The organism is Pseudomonas mosselii, from assembly GCF_019823065.1.
Lineage (GTDB): Bacteria > Pseudomonadota > Gammaproteobacteria > Pseudomonadales > Pseudomonadaceae > Aquipseudomonas > Aquipseudomonas mosselii.
The window spans coordinates 4,691,866-4,709,531 of the sequence record NZ_CP081966.1; the positions used below are offsets into that span (position 1 = coordinate 4,691,866).

18 protein-coding genes are annotated in these 17,666 nt (G+C 61.2%); 12 read left to right on the plus strand and 6 right to left on the minus strand.

The genetic code is table 11. The annotated features are described in order from the left end of the window. Positions 1–177: 177 nt before the first annotated feature. The 4 genes from K5H97_RS21690 (at position 178) to K5H97_RS21705 (ending at position 5,325) form a co-directional block, all read left to right on the plus strand. Positions 178–1,947 carry a phosphoethanolamine transferase CptA gene (locus tag K5H97_RS21690; RefSeq protein ID WP_081791657.1) on the plus strand — a complete coding sequence of 590 codons (1,770 nt, stop codon included), beginning with the start codon at positions 178–180 and terminating at the stop codon, positions 1,945–1,947. 215 nt (positions 1,948–2,162) lie between these two features. Beyond that, positions 2,163–2,435, plus strand: a complete 273-nt coding sequence (locus tag K5H97_RS21695) for a hypothetical protein (protein ID WP_139121060.1) — start codon at positions 2,163–2,165, stop codon at positions 2,433–2,435. Next, positions 2,432–3,985, plus strand: coding sequence for an amino acid permease (locus K5H97_RS21700; RefSeq protein ID WP_051555775.1), 1,554 nt, complete (start codon positions 2,432–2,434; stop codon positions 3,983–3,985). The genes K5H97_RS21695 and K5H97_RS21700 overlap by 4 nt, the downstream gene beginning before the upstream one ends. Before the next feature lie 53 nt (positions 3,986–4,038). After that, a complete protein-coding gene (locus K5H97_RS21705) occupies positions 4,039–5,325 on the plus strand; it encodes an NAD(P)/FAD-dependent oxidoreductase (protein ID WP_028692984.1) in 1,287 nt (428 codons plus the stop codon). Between the two features lie 84 nt (positions 5,326–5,409). On the opposite strand, the gene K5H97_RS21710 is transcribed toward K5H97_RS21705, so the two are convergent. The 6 genes from K5H97_RS21710 to K5H97_RS21735 are packed head-to-tail and all read right to left on the minus strand — an operon-like array spanning position 5,410 to position 10,828. Then, on the minus strand, positions 5,410–7,356 hold the full coding sequence (locus K5H97_RS21710; RefSeq protein WP_028692983.1) for a response regulator: 1,947 nt from the start codon (positions 7,354–7,356) through the stop codon (positions 5,410–5,412). Further along, positions 7,346–8,209 (minus strand): sensor histidine kinase, encoded by an 864-nt coding sequence (locus K5H97_RS21715; RefSeq protein WP_028692982.1) that lies wholly within the window; start codon positions 8,207–8,209, stop codon positions 7,346–7,348. The genes K5H97_RS21710 and K5H97_RS21715 overlap by 11 nt, the downstream gene beginning before the upstream one ends. Continuing rightward, positions 8,202–9,212 carry an ATP-binding protein gene (locus tag K5H97_RS21720; RefSeq protein WP_028692981.1) on the minus strand — a complete coding sequence of 337 codons (1,011 nt, stop codon included), beginning with the start codon at positions 9,210–9,212 and terminating at the stop codon, positions 8,202–8,204. Before K5H97_RS21720 ends, K5H97_RS21715 begins: the two co-directional genes overlap by 8 nt. Next, complete coding sequence (locus K5H97_RS21725) at positions 9,209–9,613, minus strand: anti-sigma regulatory factor (RefSeq protein ID WP_028692980.1); 405 nt, start codon at positions 9,611–9,613, stop codon at positions 9,209–9,211. Before K5H97_RS21725 ends, K5H97_RS21720 begins: the two co-directional genes overlap by 4 nt. Continuing rightward, positions 9,610–9,972 (minus strand): STAS domain-containing protein, encoded by a 363-nt coding sequence (locus tag K5H97_RS21730; RefSeq protein WP_028692979.1) that lies wholly within the window; start codon positions 9,970–9,972, stop codon positions 9,610–9,612. The genes K5H97_RS21725 and K5H97_RS21730 overlap by 4 nt, the downstream gene beginning before the upstream one ends. Before the next feature lie 4 nt (positions 9,973–9,976). Then, positions 9,977–10,828 (minus strand): STAS domain-containing protein, encoded by an 852-nt coding sequence (locus K5H97_RS21735; RefSeq protein ID WP_028692978.1) that lies wholly within the window; start codon positions 10,826–10,828, stop codon positions 9,977–9,979. A gap of 450 nt (positions 10,829–11,278) precedes the next feature. Between K5H97_RS21735 and K5H97_RS21740 the strand changes: the two genes are divergently transcribed. The 8 genes from K5H97_RS21740 (at position 11,279) to yejK (ending at position 17,656) form a co-directional block, all read left to right on the plus strand. Continuing rightward, positions 11,279–12,157, plus strand: a complete 879-nt coding sequence (locus K5H97_RS21740) for a ParA family protein (RefSeq protein ID WP_023628762.1) — start codon at positions 11,279–11,281, stop codon at positions 12,155–12,157. A gap of 1 nt (position 12,158) precedes the next feature. Further along, positions 12,159–12,917, plus strand: coding sequence for a hypothetical protein (locus K5H97_RS21745; protein WP_023628763.1), 759 nt, complete (start codon positions 12,159–12,161; stop codon positions 12,915–12,917). Then, complete coding sequence (locus tag K5H97_RS21750) at positions 12,914–13,441, plus strand: hypothetical protein (protein ID WP_023628764.1); 528 nt, start codon at positions 12,914–12,916, stop codon at positions 13,439–13,441. Before K5H97_RS21745 ends, K5H97_RS21750 begins: the two co-directional genes overlap by 4 nt. After that, complete coding sequence (locus K5H97_RS21755; protein WP_023628765.1) at positions 13,438–13,683, plus strand: hypothetical protein; 246 nt, start codon at positions 13,438–13,440, stop codon at positions 13,681–13,683. The genes K5H97_RS21750 and K5H97_RS21755 overlap by 4 nt, the downstream gene beginning before the upstream one ends. Beyond that, positions 13,683–14,381, plus strand: coding sequence for a DUF2786 domain-containing protein (locus K5H97_RS21760; RefSeq protein ID WP_023628766.1), 699 nt, complete (start codon positions 13,683–13,685; stop codon positions 14,379–14,381). Before K5H97_RS21755 ends, K5H97_RS21760 begins: the two co-directional genes overlap by 1 nt. Next, the gene (gene dnaB / locus K5H97_RS21765) at positions 14,378–15,724 is read left to right on the plus strand and encodes a replicative DNA helicase (RefSeq protein WP_028692976.1); all 1,347 of its coding nucleotides are present in this window, start codon (positions 14,378–14,380) and stop codon (positions 15,722–15,724) included. Before K5H97_RS21760 ends, dnaB begins: the two co-directional genes overlap by 4 nt. A gap of 174 nt (positions 15,725–15,898) precedes the next feature. Continuing rightward, entirely contained in the window at positions 15,899–16,426 is a 528-nt protein-coding gene (locus K5H97_RS21770) for a hypothetical protein (RefSeq protein ID WP_028692975.1), read from the plus strand. Between the two features lie 225 nt (positions 16,427–16,651). After that, on the plus strand, positions 16,652–17,656 hold the full coding sequence (yejK, locus tag K5H97_RS21775) for a nucleoid-associated protein YejK (protein WP_023628769.1): 1,005 nt from the start codon (positions 16,652–16,654) through the stop codon (positions 17,654–17,656). Positions 17,657–17,666 lie beyond the last annotated feature (10 nt).

Below are 17,666 nucleotides of genomic sequence, written 5' to 3' on the forward strand. Positions count from 1 at the left end.
AACAACAAGAGCGAACAACAAGAGCGAACAACAAGAGCGAACAACAAGAGCAAGTTACTCGTATCTCACTCGTCGGTCTCTCCAGGACTTTCATGAATTGTTGACGATCTTTTCACACGGTCCCCTTTAGCGTCGCCTGCCAACCGATCCGGCAGGCAACCGCGCTCTGAGGCACACGTGTCCCGTACAACTCCCCCCGCTAGAAAATCCATCGACTGGCCCGGCCTCGGCTGGCTCCTGCTGTTCTTTTGGTACTTCTCCGGCATCACCCAGGCTCTGCTGTTGTTCAGCGGCACCACCGGCTTCGCCGGCTTCCGTGACGCCCTGTTCCTCAGCAGCCTGTGGCTGGCACCGGTTCTGCTGCTACCTCGCCTGACCCGCCCCCTTGCCGCCCTGATCGGGCTGGTATTGTGGGCCAGCTCGCTGGTCGGCCTGAGCTATTTCGCCATCTACCGCCAGGAGTTCTCGCAAAGCGTCATCTTCGTGATGTTCGAGTCCAACACCGCCGAGGCCGGGGAATACTTCAGCCAATACTTCAGCGTCTGGCTATGCCTGGGGCTGCTGCTCTACAGCGCGATCGCCGTGCTGCTGTGGCGGCGCATCCGCCCGGTCACCCTGCCGCTTTACAGCCGCCTGCCGGTGGTCGCCGTGTTACTGACAGCAACCCTGGGTTACCCGTTCTACAAGCAGATGGTCTCCCAACAACGCAGCTTCGCCGACGCCCGGGAAAAGGTCGAACAGCGCATGGCGGCCGCGGTACCTTGGCAACTGGTGGTCGGCTACCGGCAATACCGCCAGCAACTGGACAACATGCAGGCCCTGCTGGAGCAGAACGCCGCCCTGCCGCCACTGCAGAACCTCAAGGATGCCAGCGGCGACGCGCCACGCACCCTGGTGCTGGTACTGGGTGAGTCCACCACTCGCGAGCACATGCACCTGTACGGCTACAACCGCGACACCACACCGAACCTCGACGCCCTGGCCGCCAGCGACAAGGGCCTCACCGTGTTCCGCAACGTCGTTTCGCCACGCCCGTACACCATCGAAGTGATGCAGCAAATCCTGACGTTCGGCGACGAACAGCATCCTGATCGCTTCCTCACCGACCCGTCGCTGATCAATTTGATGAAACAGGCCGGCTACAAGACCTTCTGGATCACCAACCAGCAGACGATGACCAAGCGCAACACCATGCTCACCACCTTCTCCCAGCAGACGGACATGCCGGTCTACCTGAACAACCAGCGCAACCAGAACGCCAGCCAATACGACAGCGTGGTCCTGGCGCCTTTCGAAAAGGCCCTGCAGGACCCGGCCGGCAAGAAGCTGATCATCGTCCACCTGCTCGGCACGCACATGGATTACCGCTACCGCTATCCGGCCGGCTTCGACCACTTCAAGGACCACACCGGCGCGCCGGCGGCGCTGTCCCCCGACCAGCTACAGACCTACAACTTCTATGACAACGCCGTACGCTACAACGACTTCGTCGTGTCCGACCTGATCAAGCGCTATTCGGCCAGCACACCGAACGGCTTCCTGCTGTACCTCTCCGACCATGGCGAGGATGTCTACAGCTCAGGCAATCATGATCGCCTTGGCCGCAACGAAGCCGACCCAACCCGGCCGATGTACACCATCCCCTTCCTGCTCTGGACCTCGCCCAGCTGGCAGGCGGCGCACCCGCGCGACCTGCAGTCGATGGCCAACCGCCCTTACAGCAGCGCACACTTGATCCACACCCTGTCCGACCTGGCTGGCCTGAGCTACGACCGCTACGAGCCGGCCAAGAGCCTGGTCAACGAAGCGTTCACCGCCAGCCCACGCTGGATCGGCGACCCGTATGCGAAAAACGGGCTGCACGAATTCGACAAACTGCCCGGCGCCCGAACGAAACAGGAGCAGCGGACCGCCAGCAGCGACACGGTTCGCCCTGACGAAGGCTGACGACTCGGGCACGGCCTCCCATTCATCCCCACCCCTTCACTTGAAGGGATACCTTTCGAAAACCGATATCTGGTCCCCCAGGTATCGGTTTTTTGTTGCATCGATGATGAATAATTTTCCGCCATATTGTTTCGTACATTTCCTGATAATTACAAAATGACAATATCGCGCTCCAGAATGACGGACTCTCGCCTCAGTAATCATGGGAAACTCAGATGAATACGGACAAACATCACCTTTCGCATAGGATCAAAACGACGAAATTAAACATTCCAAAAGGGAATGATGTAGCAACTAATTGTCGTTTGTTGAGAACGCCTTTCAACGCCAATACTGATTTCAATCAAAGCAATCGCAACTGCCACGGCATTGGAGAAGCCGTCAGCCGACCGGCGCCCAGCCCGCGCCCGTCACCTGCAACTGGAAGTGGTCAGATCACAACAAAAACAACAACTCACCCGAATGCAGATCCAATAGGTTGCCCATGACCCATTCGAACAACAATGCAAACTTGACTGCCGCAACCCCGCCTTCCGGACACCTCAAACGCACCCTCACCAGCCGCCACCTGAACATGATCGCCATCGGCGGCTCCATCGGCACCGGCCTGTTCGTCTCCTCCGGTGCCACCATCGCCCAGTCAGGCCCCGGCGGCGCGCTGCTGGCCTTCGCGGTAATCGGCCTGATGGTCTACTTCCTGATGACCAGCCTCGGTGAAATGGCCGCGTGCATGCCGGTCAGCGGCTCGTTCTCCACCTATGCCTCGCGCTACGTGGAAGAAAGCTTCGGTTTCGCCCTGGGCTGGAACTACTGGTACTCCTGGGCCGTGACCATCGCCGTGGACCTGGTGGCCGTGCAGATCATCATGCTCTACTGGTTCCCGGACACCCCCGGGGTGATCTGGAGCGCGGCCTTCCTGGTGCTGCTGTTTGCCCTCAACGTCGCCTCGGTGCGCTTTTTCGGCGAGGCGGAGTTCTGGTTCGCCCTGATCAAGGTCATCACCATCCTCATCTTCATCGCCGTGGGCGTGCTGATGCTGCTGGGCATCCTCGAAGGCGGCCAGGACGGCGGCGCCCACCTCTGGCAGATCGGCGACGCGCCCGTTGCCGGCGGCCTGCCGGCGCTGATCGGCGTGGCGATGATCGTCGGCTTCTCGTTCCAGGGCACCGAATTCGTAGGCATCGCCGCCGGCGAAACGGAAAATCCGGGGCGCAATATTCCCAAGGCCGTGCGTCAGATCTTCTGGCGCATCCTGCTGTTCTACGTGCTCACCATCGTCGTGATCGGCCTGCTGATCCCCTACACCGACCCACGGCTGCTCAAGGACGGCCTGTCGGACGTCACCATCAGCCCGTTCACCCTGATCTTCGCCAAGGCCGACATGCTCGCCGCCGCCGCCGTGATGAACGCAGTGATCCTGACCTCGGTGCTGTCCGCCGGCAACTCGGGCATGTATGCCTCCTCACGCATGCTCTACAGCCTGGCGCTGGAGCGCAAGGCGCCGGCCATCTTCGCCCGGGTGACCCGCAGCGGCACGCCGGTCTGGGCGCTGCTGGCCACCGCCGCAGTCGCCGGCCTGTGCCTGCTGAGCTTCCTGTTCAGCCCTGGCAAGCTCTACCTGTGGCTGCTCAACACCTCCGGCATGCTCGGCTTCATCGCCTGGCTGGGCATCGCGATCAGCCACTATCGTTTCCGCCGCGGCTACCTGTTCCATGGCCACGACCTGGCGAAACTGCCGTATGTCTCGAAGTACTTCCCGTTCGGTCCGCTGTTCGCCTTCGGCCTGTGCATGGTGGTGATGCTCGGGCAGAACTACCAGGCGTTCATCGGCGGGCAGATCGACTGGATCGGTGCCTTCGCCACCTATGTCGGCTTGGTGCTGTTCGTGGTGGTCTGGTTCGGCCACAAGCTGGTCACAGGCTCCAGGGTGGTGCGCTACAGGGAAATGGACTTCTCCAGCATCGAGATGCGCAAGGCCGAACGTAGCAAAGCAGACCCTTCCGGCAACGCGGTCGCGGCCAGTCAGCAGCCCGCCTGAAAACTCCATTGGCGGACCCGCCCCGGTCCGCCCATCACTGCTCCGGGACCCTGATGAACAGCACCTTCGACTCTTACTACGAAGCCACCGCCAGCAGAACCCTCTACCCTGCCCAGAGTGGGCGCACCGATACCCGCGTGTGCATACTCGGTGGCGGCCTGGCCGGCCTGTCGACCGCGATAGGGCTTGCCGAGCGCGGGGTGAGCGATGTGACGATCCTCGAGTCGCAACGCATCGGCCATGGTGCATCGGGACGCAACGGCGGCTTCGTCTTCGGCGGCTACAGCCTTGGCAACGCCGACCTGCTATCGGCGCTGGGCGCCAACGAGGCACGCAAGCTGTATCGACTGACACTCGACGCCGTCGACCTGATCCGCGAACGCACCCGCCGCTACACCATCGACTGCGACCTGGTCGACCAGGGCGTGATCCTCGCCAACTGGTTCAACGACCCGTTGCGCCTTGAGAAACCACGCCAGCTGATGAAGCAGGCCTATGGCGTCGACTGGCAATACATCGCCCCCGGCGAACTGAAGGAACAGCTCAGGACCGAGCGCTATTACGGCGGATTGCTGGAGCGCAACGCATTCCACTTCCACCCGCTCAAGTACGTCTGCGGCATCGCCCAGGCTACCGCCCAGGCCGGGGTGACGATCTACGAGCAGTCGCCGGTGACCGGCATCGAGAAAAAGGCAGGCGGCTACATCGTGCGCACCGGCCAGGGCGAAGTCCATGCCGAGGAAGTGGTGTTCAGCGCAGGGGGCTATGCCCGTGGCATCTACGCCCCGATCGAACGCGCCGTGCTGCCGATCGCCACCTACGTGGTAACCACCCCGCCATTGGGCGCGCGCTTGCCGGACGCCATCGACTGCCAGTCGGCCATCTACGACACACGCTTCGCCTTCGATTACTACCGCCCACTGAAAGACACCCGAATCCTCTGGGGCGGACGCATATCCATCCTCGATCGCGCGCCACAGGCCATCGCCAAGCTGCTCAAGGCCGACCTGGTGAGCGTCTATCCGCAACTCGAGGACGTGGCGCTGGAATACGCCTGGGGCGGCCTGATGAGCTACGGACGCCACCAGATGGCGCAGATCGGCCAGGACGCTAACGGCATCTGGCACGCCGTCGGCTTCGGCGGCCACGGCATGGCACCGACCACGGTCGCCGGCGAAGTCCTGGCGGACGCCATCGCCCGTCGCCTGCCGATCCCGAGTGGTTTCAGCCGGTTCGGCCTCGAACGCACCTTTGGCCTGGCCGGCCTGGTGGCAGCTCAGGCCACCTACACCGCCTACCAGGCACGCGATGCCTTCGATGCTCGGCGGCTGAACCGTTGACGCCGGTATTCCATTGATGGCATGCCGATCATGCGCATCGGGGTAACCCAAGCGCGTACAGCGGCGAGAAGGTCACGGCGCCCCTCAGCCCAAGCGCACTACCGCGTGCTTGACCTTGTCGAGCAACTCCGACATTTTGAATGGCTTCACCAGCATTTCCATCCCTGTCCCCAGGAACGCCTGGCGGTCCAGCGCCGCATCGGCGTACCCGGTCATGAACAGCACCGGCAACCCTGGTCGATGCAACCGTGCGATGTCAGCCAGCTCTCGCCCACTCATGGTCGGTAGTCCGACATCGGTCAACAGCAGGTCGATGCTCTCCTCCTGCTGCAGGTATTGCAACGCCTCATCGATGGTCGACGCCAAGGTGCATCGGTACCCGGCCTCGCCCAGCGCCTCGGCCACCGACAGTCGGACCGAGGCCATGTCCTCGACGATCAACACGTGCTCGCCATTGCCCTGCTGGTCATTCCCGACCTCGCGGTCCAGGCTGACCGCCGCCTCGTCGCTGGCCGGCAGCAACAGCGTCACCTCGGTGCCCTTGCCAACCACACTGCGCAGCTCCACATGGCCACCCGACTGTCGGGCGAAACCGTAGATGGTCGACAAGCCCAGGCCAGTGCCCTGGCCGAGAGGCTTGGTGGTGAAGAACGGATCGAAGACCTTGTCGAGCAACTCGGCCTCGATTCCACTGCCGTTGTCGCGCACGGTCACGGCCACGTAGGCGCCATCGGCGAGGTTGGCGTCGCCGTGGCACCAGGCCGCCGAAGTGTTGACCCAGATTTGCCCGCCCTTGGGCAGCGCATCGCGGGCGTTGATGACCAGGTTTAGCACCGCGCTTTCCAGTTGCACCGGATCGACCATGGCGATGGCCGGCAGGGTGGACAGCTCCAGGGTGAGGGTGACTCGCTCACCGATCGTGCGGGTCACCAGTTCCTCCAGCGAGCGTATGTGCTGGTTGACGTCCACCGGACGGGTGTCGAGCGGTTGCTGGCGGGCAAAGGCCAGCAGCCGCTGGGTGAGCACGGCGGCGCTGTTGGCCGAGCTCAGCGCCACCTCGGCATACTTCGGCACCTTTTCCACACGGTTTTCCGCCACTCGTTTGCGGATCAGCTCAAGGCTGGTGATGATGCCGGTCAGCAGGTTGTTGAAATCGTGGGCGATGCCACCGGTGAGGCTGCCCAAGGCATCCATTTTCTGCAACTGCAACAGTTGCGCCTCGGTGCGCACGCGCTCGGCCACTTCCCTGGCCAACTGGCTGTTGGCATCTTCCAGGCGTGCCAGGTGCGAGCGCTCGCGGTGACGGTGTTCGGTGATGTCCTCGACGAACACCAGACACAGGCCAGGCGCCTGGTACGGCGACAGTTGCCACTCGGTGTCGCGCGGTTGCCCCTGCAGGCGCATGCCCAGCGTGCCTTTCCAGCGCTCCCCCGCCGCGAGGTGCTGGCGCAACTCCTCGAGCGCCTTGACCTGGCCTTCGGCGAAGCACTCGTGCAGACACAGCGGGTCGCGGTTGTCCTGCACCAGGTGGGCGAAGGCGTGGTTGCATTCGTGCACCTTCAAGTCGCCATCGAGCACGGCGATGGGGGCGGACACACCCCGGAAGATTTCCTGGAACCGCGCTTCGCTCTGGCGCAAGGCCCGCTCGGTGTCGCGCACTCGCAGCAGGGTGCGCAGGGTGGCGAGCAGCACGTCCGGGTCCACCGGGTGGATCAGATAAGCATCGGCACCGGCGTTCAGGCCAGTAATGATATCGCCGCTCTGGATCGATGCCGCCGACACGTGGATCACCGGCAACAGCGCCGTGCGACTGTCCTCGCGCAGCAACCGGACAATGTCGAAACCGCTCATGTCCGGGAGGTTGACGTCGAGAATCAGCGCATCCACTTGCTCGTCACGAATCAGCGCCAGCCCCTCCCCGCCGGTGCCCGCTTCGAGCACTTCGTAGCCGTGCGCGCCGAGGCGGCGGCGCAGGGCGTAACGGGTGGCGACGTTGTCATCGACGATGAGCAGGCGCAGGTCAGGTTTCATCCACACTCTCCTGGGCCAACGCCAGCGGAATGATCACGAAGAAAGTGGAACCGATCCCTGGCTCGCTGTGCACGCCTACCTCCCCGCCCAGCAGCGTGACGAAACGCTTGCATAACGACAGCCCCAGGCCGGTGCCACGCAGGCGTTTCTGCAAGGGTGAATCGAGCTGTGCGAAATCCTCGAACAACGTGTCCAGCAGCTCCGAGGCAATGCCAATGCCTGTATCGCTGACGGCGAAGCGGATGTGCTGCGCATCGACGAGTTGCGCCGACACTCGCACTTCACCGCGGGTAGTGAACTTCAAGGCATTGGAGATGAAGTTGCGCAGGATCTGCGCAAGCTTCTTGTCGTCGGTATAAAGGCGCGGCAGGCCCACCGGCTCTTCGAAAATCAGGTCGACCGCCGTGGCGTCGACGATCGGCCGAAACATCCCGCGCAGCGCCGCGAACAGGTCGAACATATCGAACCAGGCCGGCGAGATGGTGATGCGCCCGGCTTCGATCTTGGCGAGGTCGAGGAGGTCGTCGACCATGTCCGACAACTCGCGGGTCGCATTGCTGACAAATGCAACCTGGCGGTGCTGCTCTTCCGACAGCGGCCCGTCCAGCTCGTCGGCCAGCAGGCTGGTGATGCTCAGTATCGAGCCCAGCGGGGTGCGGAACTCATGACTCATGTACGACAGAAAGCGACTTTTAAGGTCGGACGCCTGGCGCAAGTGCTCAGCCTGGATGTCCAGCTCGGCATACAAGGCCAGCACGCCTTGATTGGTTTCTTCGAGCTCGGCGCGCAGGGCCTCGTTTTCGGCCTGCAGCCGCGCGAACTGCTCGGCGTCTCGCATGGTAGGCTCAGCCATGGTCTGGCTCCAGGTCGATCACCAGCACCGTCACATCGTCCCGCCCCCGGCAGAAATCCCGATGCAGCACGGCAGCAATCACCGCCGGGTGGCGATGCACCAACCCAGGGTAGTCTTGTAGATTCCAGCGCGACTGCAGGCCGTCGCTGTAGAGGATCAGCAGGTTGCCCGTCACGTCAGCGTAGTCGAAGACCTGGGCTTTGCGGTATTGCCCGCCGACGATACCTGGAAGCGAGGGCATGCCGCGCATGCGGGTCGGCGCCACCAGACTGGCGCCGATGTTGCCGATGCCAGAGAAGGCAATATGGCCGCTGTGCTGATCGTGCTGTGCGATGGCAACCGCGCCGCCCCGGGTGCTGCACATCGCCAGGTGCAGCCGCTCGATCAGCAAAAGTGGGTCGAGAAAGGCATCCTCGGCGAATGCCGCTGCCGCGCTCTGGGCCGCCTCCTCGGCATCCGGGCCATGCCCCAGGCCGTCGACCAGCAAGGCGCTGAGACGCCCGTGGGTGAGCGCGACGTGCCAGGTGTCGCCGCAAGCCGGGTCGTCATGCAGCGCGTGATGGCTGACGCCGATGCGCAGGTCACGACTTTCGGCAGCGCGTTGGTACACGCGGGCCATGATTACCGAGCCGCGGGCGTCGGTGTGCATGTCGAACACCTTGGCCATACGTGCCACCGCGCCCAGGCCGATGCCCTGTGTACCACCGGTGGAGTAGCCATCGACGAGGCATGTCTGGGCATCGAACCCTTGGGCCCGGTCCACTGCCAGCAACTCGATGCCCAGGCCGTTGGCACCGGGCACGCTGCGCAAGTGCAATGCACCCGCTCCGGCGTGCTTGAGCACGTTGCTGGCCAGCTCGGTAGCCAGCAACGCCACACGGCCGGCGTCCTCGCTGTCGAAGCCTTGTTGCTCGGCCAGGCGCTGTGCGGTGCGCCGGGCGTGGCCGATCTGGGTGCCCTCTTCCAAGGGCAAGACCAGCGTCCTGCTGGCAGAAATATTCATATCCATCGCGTGATCGTCACCCGCGTGCCCTCGCCTGGCACGCTGTCGAGCTCGAACTCGTCCACCAGACGGCGAGCGCCAGTCAGGCCCAGGCCCAGGCCATTGCCGGAGGTCCAGCCATCGGTCAGGGCCAGCTTCAGGTCGGCGATACCCGGCCCTTCGTCACGGAACAACAAGCGCACTCCGGTGCGACCCGCTTCCTCGAGCACCTGCCAATCCATGTCGCCCCCGCCGCCATAGATCACGGTGTTGCGCGCCAGCTCGCTGACAGCGGTGACCAGCTTGGTCAGGTCCACGAGGCGCATGCCGCAATCGCTGGCCAGTTTGCGCGCCAACTGCCGGGCCAGTACCACGTCCTGCTCGATGCGTACCGGCAGGCTGCCACTGTGCTCGCCGCTCATGGGTGCCTCACGTGCTGGCTGAGCCGCTGCATGCCTCGCTCCACATCCAGTGCCGTGCTCACCCCAGGCAGGGTCAAGCCCAGTTCCACCAGGGTAATGGCCACGGCCGGCTGCATGCCCACCACCATCACCTGGGCATCCATCAGCCGCGACAGGCTGGCGATGTCAGCGATCATCCGGCCAATGAACGAGTCGACCATGTCCAGCGCCGAGATGTCGAGCAACACGCCCCTGGCGGAGGTGGCGCTGATGCGGTCGGTAAGGTCGTCTTGCAAGCACATGGCCAGCTTGTCATGCATGTCGACCTGGATGGTCACGAGCAGAAACTCGCCCATCCGCAGAATCGGGATACGGTCCATGGGCTCAGGCCTGCTCGCCCAGGTTCACACCCAGGCGCTTGAGCGCGAGCTTCAGCGCATCAGCGAGGTTAGCCTTGGTAGTCAGGGTGCCCAGGTCCAACCCCAGGTGCACGATGGTCTGCGCGATCTGCGGGCGCACCCCGCTGATGATGCAGTCGGCGCCCATCAGCCGGATGGCGGTGACGGTCTTGAGCAGATGCTGGGCGACCAGGGTATCGACAGTCGGCACACCGGTGATGTCGATGATGGCGATTTCCGAGCCGGTGTCGACGATACGTTGCAACAACGACTCCATCACCGTCTGGCTACGCTGCGAATCGAGCGTGCCGATCAGCGGCAGGGCCAGCACGCCATCCCACAGCTTGACCACCGGAGTGGACAACTCCAGCAGCTCTTCCTGCTGGCGCTTGATAACCGCTTCGCGGGTCTTTTGATAGGTGCGGATGGTGTGCATCCCTAAAGTGTCGACCAGCTCGGAGATCAACCACAATTGCTCGGCCAAGCGAGCCGGGTCGTCGCCGAAATGCGTTTGCAGCAGGCTGAACAGCGGCCCCTTGAGGGCGAAGATGAAATACACCGCCTGGTGCGAGTCGTGCCCCAGTTGGGCGCGGCTGGCCGAGAGTTTTTCCAGGAACCGGCGGGTTTCATCCCAGTCGCTGATGGCGATGTCATTGCCACTGCCTGTCTGCAAGACATCGACCAGCAGTTGCAGGAAATCGCGGGTTTCCTGCAACAGGGTCTGTTCCTTGATATTGCGGGTAGCGCCATTGGCCTCAAGCGCTGCCGTCCATTGCTCCAACAACTGCGCCTGGTTGTGCTTGATGGCTTCCAATGTGCTGCCGTGCAGTGCTGCCATGTGTGTTCGCTCCTATGCGGTTAGGCCGGCATCCCCATGAACAGCCGACCTGCAAAGAATGACATTTAGCGCTGCAAATAGTTGTAGAGTTTGAAAAGATAATTGCAATGAGCCACTGCGCCATGGCTCCTGGCTGGGGGCAGAGGGAAAGTGAGTGAGGAACGGGTTCCGCGGCAACGCGCAATAGAGCGTGTAAGCTCAAAAAGCGCCAAGTCCTTGCTTATTTGGCCTGGAAACGAAAAAACCCGCCTATAGGCGGGTTTTTCGTATCAACCATTCCAGACTGGAACGGTTGAGAATATGGTGGGTCGTGTAGGATTCGAACCTACGACCAATTGGTTAAAAGACAATTGGGATCTAGGCCGATAATTCCACCTAGGGAGGGGTTTTCAGCACCATTCCGCGCCTAGGCACGCAGCCTCTAATGAAATCCACATTAGAGGCATGGCAATGACACATCCGAAGAAAGCAAAACGAGCAGGTAAGGTTTCCACCAAAGGCGGCACCGGTAAATCCACCGGCTCCACCAATCTGGGGGCATTCACAGCAGACGCTGGGTTGCGCACCCTCCTCATCGATCTGGACCCCGTCCAGCCTTCCGCATCCTCCTATTTCCCCCTGGAGTACACTGCCCCGGGCGGCATTTTCGAGCTGCTGTCGTACAACGAGACCGACCCGGCCAAGATCATCTCCCGCACGTCGATCAAGAATCTCGACGTCATCATTTCGAACGATGCCAACAACCAGCTCAACAACCTCATACTGCAGGCGCCTGATGGCAGACTGCGACTAGCCAACCTGATGTCGGCTTTCGATGCCGATTACGATCTCATCCTCTTTGACACCCAGGGCGCCCGCTCTGCGATGCTGGAGATGGTCGTTCTTGCATCTGATATCATCCTCTCCCCCCTCCCCCCGAACATGTTGGCCGCGCGCGAATTCAGCCGTGGAACCATCCATATGATGGATGGCCTGCGCAGTTACGCTCGTCTCGGCCTCACCATTCCCCACATCAACATCATCATCAACGGCCTGGATGAAACTGCTGACGCGCGCGAGATCCACCGCACCGTCCGTGAAATCTTCGACGGGAACCCAGACTACACCGTCCTGCAATCGATCATTCCAGATGCCGTCATCTTCAAGAAAGCCGCGAGCCAAGGCGTGCCGGCGCATCGGCTTGAATATCGTCAACCTTCGAACCGTAAGTCGCCGGCGGCGCTGAACATCATCCGCAGCTTGGCGATCGAGGCCTTCCCTGAGTGGACGGACCGCTTCGAGGCAATGACCGAAGAGCGTGTAGCCCAAATCGTCAAAGAAGGGCGCTGAGATGGCCAAGAGACCCATCGTCATCACCGATGCCAGCGACATCACTACCGAACTGGTTCTGCAACTCGGGAGAACGCACTCCGCCAAGGACCTTCGCAGCGTCCAAACCCGGCTCACCTCCATCGCAGGTGATCTGCGCAAGTTCGGGTATCACTGGAATAAAGAGTCTGGGCTACTCGGAAAACTCGGAGAGCACCTGACCGATGCTCAACGGCAGCTTCTGCTCGACGCATCGCGCCTGGTTGAATCCATCGGCAACAACGTTACTCATGCCAAGGAAAAACTTGTTCGGACCGAGAAGGACACGAAACGCCGGCAAGATGCCCGTGATGCACTGGCGAAGCAGCTCGTTGCGCGTACATTCCCCTTGCCCACCGAAACCCATGAAGAACGGCTCGAGACGATCAAGGCTGCACTCATCCTGAATCGTGCACGACAGTTCCATACCTCCTACAACCCATCTGAATTCAACCTCTACGTCAGGAGCGATCTGAAGACGCCTGATCGACTCTACGGGGCCTCACCTGAGCAACACCGGGTCGGGAATATCCAAACACTCCGTTACTTCATGATCAGCGACCTGACCAGCCACCTTGCTTATGACGATGGTTCGTCGGTTGAGGAACGTCTGCGACTCCTGCAGGAGAAAGTGGCCGAAGCTGTTGGCCTGGCTGCCTTGACAGCAGACGAACGCGAGACCCTGCGCCTGTGGAAAGAGGCTCTCTCCCCCGATGGGGCGAAGCAGGAGGGCCAAGCATGAACAACGTCAGCCAACAGCAGCTCGACCTTCTCTGGCACACCTTGGGTCTGTCCGCCGAAAACAGACACCGGCGCACAGTTAGCCGCAATTACTTTCTCACAAGCCCAGGTTGCAGCGATGCACGACAGCTCGACGTGCTCGTCGCAGCAGGGCTCATGTCGTGCGGAAAGCCTCCAGCTTTTTGTCCCCAGGATGAAGTTGTTTATCGCGCTACGAGTCAGGGCCAGCACTTCGCAGAGACCAGCCTCCCTCCGCTACCAAAACTCACTCGGTATGACGAGTTTCTGGATGCAGACAGCGGGCTTGAGTTTCACGAATGGCTCGGGATCGAAAAACCCACGATTGAGCATCGTTGTAAGTCATTCGGCTACAGCGAAGTGGGCAGCCTGATCTCTATAGAGTCCGGCTGTCGCATGAGCTCAAGCCGTGCTACGGGCGAGTGGTGCAAGACCAAGAAAGACGCCAAGGCCAGTTACAAAGCGGCCTTAGCGGCTTCGAAGGCTCATCGCGCGGAGGCTGCATGATGAATCCTGCCTCTATTTCCCAGTTCGCTGGCACGCTTTGCCTGTACCTCATGAACTGCTCTGTGGCACTGGCGACCGCCTATGGCTTGGGTTCGATCTTCAAAGCCCCGCTCGCCGAAATCGCTCTGCAGGGTTCGGTCTACTCGGCCTATGCGCTCGGCACGGTCGGGACGCTGAATCTCCTGGTGCTGATCGCATCAGCTATGCGTGGACAACCTCGCCAACTTGGGGAGGGCTCCTGATGGACAAGCAGAAGATCCTCGACAAAGTCACCAAGCTGATGGCCTTGGCCAACAGCCCAGGGGCAAACACGAACGAGGCAGCAATCGCATTGCGCCAGGCCCGCTCGCTCATGGCCCAGTACAACATCGACGCAGACGAACTGCGGGCCAGCCAAGTTCTTGAAGCAAGCATCCCCACGGGCACACGTCGATCCCCAGCGGATTGGTTGCATGCCCTCGCCGGAACATGTGCAGCCGCATTCGACTGCAGCCACCTCTCTTACTACCACCCATTGAAGGGTTACTGCTTCAAGTTCCTGGGCAAGGGTATCGGTCCGGATCTGGCTGCCTATGCCTACAGCAGCCTCGTCCTGCAGTTACAGAAAGCACGTCGCGAGCATGTCTCGCAGCAGAAACGGTGCCAGCTGAAGACCAAACGACGCCGCGGCCAACTGTTTGCGGAGGGTTGGATTGGAGCAGTGGCCTACAAAGTTCGAGAGTTCGCGGGTGACCTGGCTCCGGAGATCAAGGCTGAGATCACGGCCTACTTGACCGTGCATCACCCTGACTTGAAGCAAAGCGACATCACGCCAAGCGAAGCCAAAGGCCACGATCGTAGCTCTCTGTACGCAGGTATTCGGCAAGGCCGGCATGCTCAGCTCCACCACGGAGTTGGCCGCACCGAACAGCCTGGCATTTCCCACGGGGGTGCCAGATGACCGACCTGAGCTATTCACCTCCTCACTCCATGGAGGCCGAACAGGGCGTCCTGGGCGGGCTGATGCTGGACAACGAAGCCTGGGATCTCGTCGGTGACCTACTGCAGGCAGATGACTTCTTTCGGGGCGAACACAGGCTGATTTTCACCGCTATCCAAGAACTGTCAGAGAAAAACAGCCCTTTCGACGTGGTCACGATTTTCGAGCAGATGGCCGTCCCCGAGGAGGTTGGAGGACTTTCCTACCTGGCAGAGCTGGCCAAGAACACCCCGTCTGTAGCGAATATCCAATCGTATGCGGAGATCGTGCGTAATCGCGCACACCTTCGTCGCATCATGTCCCTGTGTTTCCAGGGGACACGGGATGCAGCTGAACTTGCTGCTGACGCGGCGGAGGTTCAGGACACGCTCGAGCAGAAGCTGTTCGCGCTGGGCGAAGGTCGCGTTGTACGTGAATTCGCCAACATGAACGAGGCACTGCTCTCTGTCGTCGACAAGATCGACGCGAATTTCAACGGTCATGTGACCGTAACGGGGGTGCCAACAGGCATCACCGATCTCGATGAAATGACGCGCGGCCTGCAGCCAGCAGACCTGATCATCGTCGGCGCGCGCCCATCCATGGGCAAGACCTCGTTCTGCTTGAGCATCGTAGATGCCGCGCTGAACAGTAAGCCTGACGAGATCGTGCTGGTTTTCAGCATGGAGATGCCTACCGAGGCCCTCATCTACCGAATGCTGGCAATTTTGGGCCACATCGACCTGAGCAGGCTCCTGTCCGGTCAGTTGCAGGACGAGGACTGGCCCAAACTCTCCGCCGCCGTGCATCGCATGAGCGCATACGGCAACCGTCTGGTCATCGATGACAGTGCAAACCTCACTCCTGCTGCGATGCGCGCCAAGGTTCGACGCGCTAGCCGGCGCTTTGGGAGGCCCTGCTTGATCATGGCGGATTACCTGCAACTCATGCGCTGCCCTGGGCAAGAGAACCGGGCCAATGAGATCAGCGAGATATCTCGTTCCCTCAAGGGAATCGCGAAGGAATTCAACTGCCCCTTCGTAGCTCTTTCTCAGCTCAACCGGGCTCTGGAGCAACGTCAGAACAAACGACCAGTCAACGCCGATCTGCGCGACAGCGGAGCGATCGAGCAAGACGCCGACATCATCCTCTTCGTGTACCGAGACGAGGTGTACAACGAAAACACCGAGTTCAAGGGGATTGCCGAGCTGATTATCGGCAAACAACGCCAAGGGCCTACGGGCTATGTACGCGCAGCCTTTATCGCCAACCAAACTCGCTTCGCAAACCTCACTGCTGACCATTGGCAAGGAGCTGCCGCATGACGCTCACAGAATCCCATCTGATTACGCATGGCTGCCTTAACTGTGGCCGGCACTTCGCGCTTCATCAGGTACGGCAGGTGCATCCTGCTGAGCATACCCCTGAAGGTGAGGCAGAGGTTCTGGTATGCCCGGTCTGCGGCAGCTATGACCCCGTTCCTCTCTCGGAGGTGCCCAATGCAGGCTGAGCAGATCTACCCTTCGATCCCTGCAATCGCAAACACCGACCAATCGGCCTTGGCATTCGCGCACCAGTCTGGCGTAAACGCGGTTTGGCTGGATGCTCTCAGCCAGGTTGTCTCACGGCTCACCCAGTTCGGTGAAACCACGGTGCCTGTTGAGCTGAATGAGGCTCTGCAAGAGCTTGCACAGCTGCAGTACGTCGAGCTGGAAAGCCATGATGCTGGAACGCTGGCAGCGACCCTCCTTGGCCAACCAGCCCTGCTGACCAATTACTTCTGGTCAGTATGGGTACCAAGGCACCTCCTGAGCTGCGGTCTGAAGGTTGCAGTAACCCCCCATCTGACCAGCTCCGTGGACGAGGCTCATCACTGCACCGTGGTCTTCCGGATTCCTGGATCGCGCGAGACTGCACGTGAGTTCCTCACCGACCTGGCCACCCAATATCCGGGCTGCACCCCGGAAATCGTGGCCATCCAAGCGGGTGATGCACTTTGCCCGAAGGAGGCCGGATCCAATGCGTAACCTTCTTCGCGGCGCCCACGACAGTGTCCGCCGGCTTGCTGAGTTTGCCCTCTCCGAGGGCTGGACTCTCTCCAGGTCCAATAGCGGCCACCTGAAGTTCAGCAAGTCCGGCTTCGCACCGATTTTCACTTCCTGCACACCTAGCGACCACCGTTCCGAGCGCAACACCCGGGCGTTGCTTCGACGTGCGGAAGTCCAAAACAGCTCCTCGCGGGGGATTCAATAATGCCGATCCGACACGTAATTATTCACCAGCTCGACAAGCAGCCCGACGGCAGCCCCGCCGTCCTTCATGCCCGTGACACTGAGCTCCCACCGTCCGATGCTATCGTGAGTCTCCAGGGCGACCTGAACGACAGCTACAACGCCAAGCAAGGCAAAGCGTGGGGCTTCTTCCATGGGGAGTCGGGTGCGTACCCATTCAGCGGTTGGCTGAAACAGTACCTGGAGGAGCAGCAAGACTTCACCAGCTTCAGCCGTGTGTCTGTCGAACACCTGCAGAAACTGCTTGAAGAGGTCAACCTGTCCACCGGTGGCCACGTGTTCTTCAGCCATTACCAACAAGGCTTGACTGAGTACTTGATGATCGCTGTCCTCCAGCAGGTCGAAACCGTCAGCCTGGACGGTGATCTTAATGTTGTAGCCTCTCGCTACCTGGACACCAGCAACTTCTCCTGCGCGGCCCGGATCAACCTGAGCGAGTGGCGCAACAACCCTAACTCGAAGCAGTACATTTCCTTCGTTAAAGGCAAAAACGGCAGGAAGAGTTCGGACTACTTCCGCGACTTCATCGGGTGCCAAGAAGGCGTCGACGGGCCAGGTGAAACCCGCACGCTTCTCAAGGCATTCACCGACTACGTCGAGAAAGAGGATCTCCCAGAAGAAAGCGCCCGGGAGAAAACCCACGCGCTGCTCGACTATGCCACCACCCAAACGAAGCTGGGGCAGCCCCTCTCTCTTCAAGAGCTGTCCCAGACTCTCGATGAAGACCGCCCTCAGGCGTTTTACGACCACATCCGCAATAGCGACTACGGCCTATCCCCTGAGATCCCGGCCGATAAGCGCACACTCAACCAGTTCCGCCGTTTCACCGGCCGCGCCGAAGGTCTGTCGATCAGCTTTGAGGCGCACCTGCTCGGTTCCAACGTCACCTACGACGCCGACACCGGCTCGCTGACGATCAAGAACCTGCCCACTCAGCTCACCGACCAACTCAAACGCCGCCAGTAAGGAGAACCAC

Coding starts and splice junctions, on each gene's coding strand:
- K5H97_RS21695 (WP_139121060.1), top strand. CDS start 2,163: ATGAATACGGACAAACATCACCTTTCGCATAGGATCAAAACGACGAAA.
- K5H97_RS21700 (WP_051555775.1), top strand. CDS start 2,432: ATGACCCATTCGAACAACAATGCAAACTTGACTGCCGCAACCCCGCCT.
- K5H97_RS21705 (WP_028692984.1), top strand. CDS start 4,039: ATGAACAGCACCTTCGACTCTTACTACGAAGCCACCGCCAGCAGAACC.
- K5H97_RS21710 (WP_028692983.1), bottom strand. CDS start 7,356: ATGAAACCTGACCTGCGCCTGCTCATCGTCGATGACAACGTCGCCACC.
- K5H97_RS21715 (WP_028692982.1), bottom strand. CDS start 8,209: ATGGCTGAGCCTACCATGCGAGACGCCGAGCAGTTCGCGCGGCTGCAG.
- K5H97_RS21720 (WP_028692981.1), bottom strand. CDS start 9,212: ATGAATATTTCTGCCAGCAGGACGCTGGTCTTGCCCTTGGAAGAGGGC.
- K5H97_RS21725 (WP_028692980.1), bottom strand. CDS start 9,613: ATGAGCGGCGAGCACAGTGGCAGCCTGCCGGTACGCATCGAGCAGGAC.
- K5H97_RS21730 (WP_028692979.1), bottom strand. CDS start 9,972: ATGGACCGTATCCCGATTCTGCGGATGGGCGAGTTTCTGCTCGTGACC.
- K5H97_RS21735 (WP_028692978.1), bottom strand. CDS start 10,828: ATGGCAGCACTGCACGGCAGCACATTGGAAGCCATCAAGCACAACCAG.
- K5H97_RS21740 (WP_023628762.1), top strand. CDS start 11,279: ATGACACATCCGAAGAAAGCAAAACGAGCAGGTAAGGTTTCCACCAAA.
- K5H97_RS21745 (WP_023628763.1), top strand. CDS start 12,159: ATGGCCAAGAGACCCATCGTCATCACCGATGCCAGCGACATCACTACC.
- K5H97_RS21750 (WP_023628764.1), top strand. CDS start 12,914: ATGAACAACGTCAGCCAACAGCAGCTCGACCTTCTCTGGCACACCTTG.
- K5H97_RS21755 (WP_023628765.1), top strand. CDS start 13,438: ATGATGAATCCTGCCTCTATTTCCCAGTTCGCTGGCACGCTTTGCCTG.
- K5H97_RS21760 (WP_023628766.1), top strand. CDS start 13,683: ATGGACAAGCAGAAGATCCTCGACAAAGTCACCAAGCTGATGGCCTTG.
- dnaB (WP_028692976.1), top strand. CDS start 14,378: ATGACCGACCTGAGCTATTCACCTCCTCACTCCATGGAGGCCGAACAG.
- K5H97_RS21770 (WP_028692975.1), top strand. CDS start 15,899: ATGCAGGCTGAGCAGATCTACCCTTCGATCCCTGCAATCGCAAACACC.
- yejK (WP_023628769.1), top strand. CDS start 16,652: ATGCCGATCCGACACGTAATTATTCACCAGCTCGACAAGCAGCCCGAC.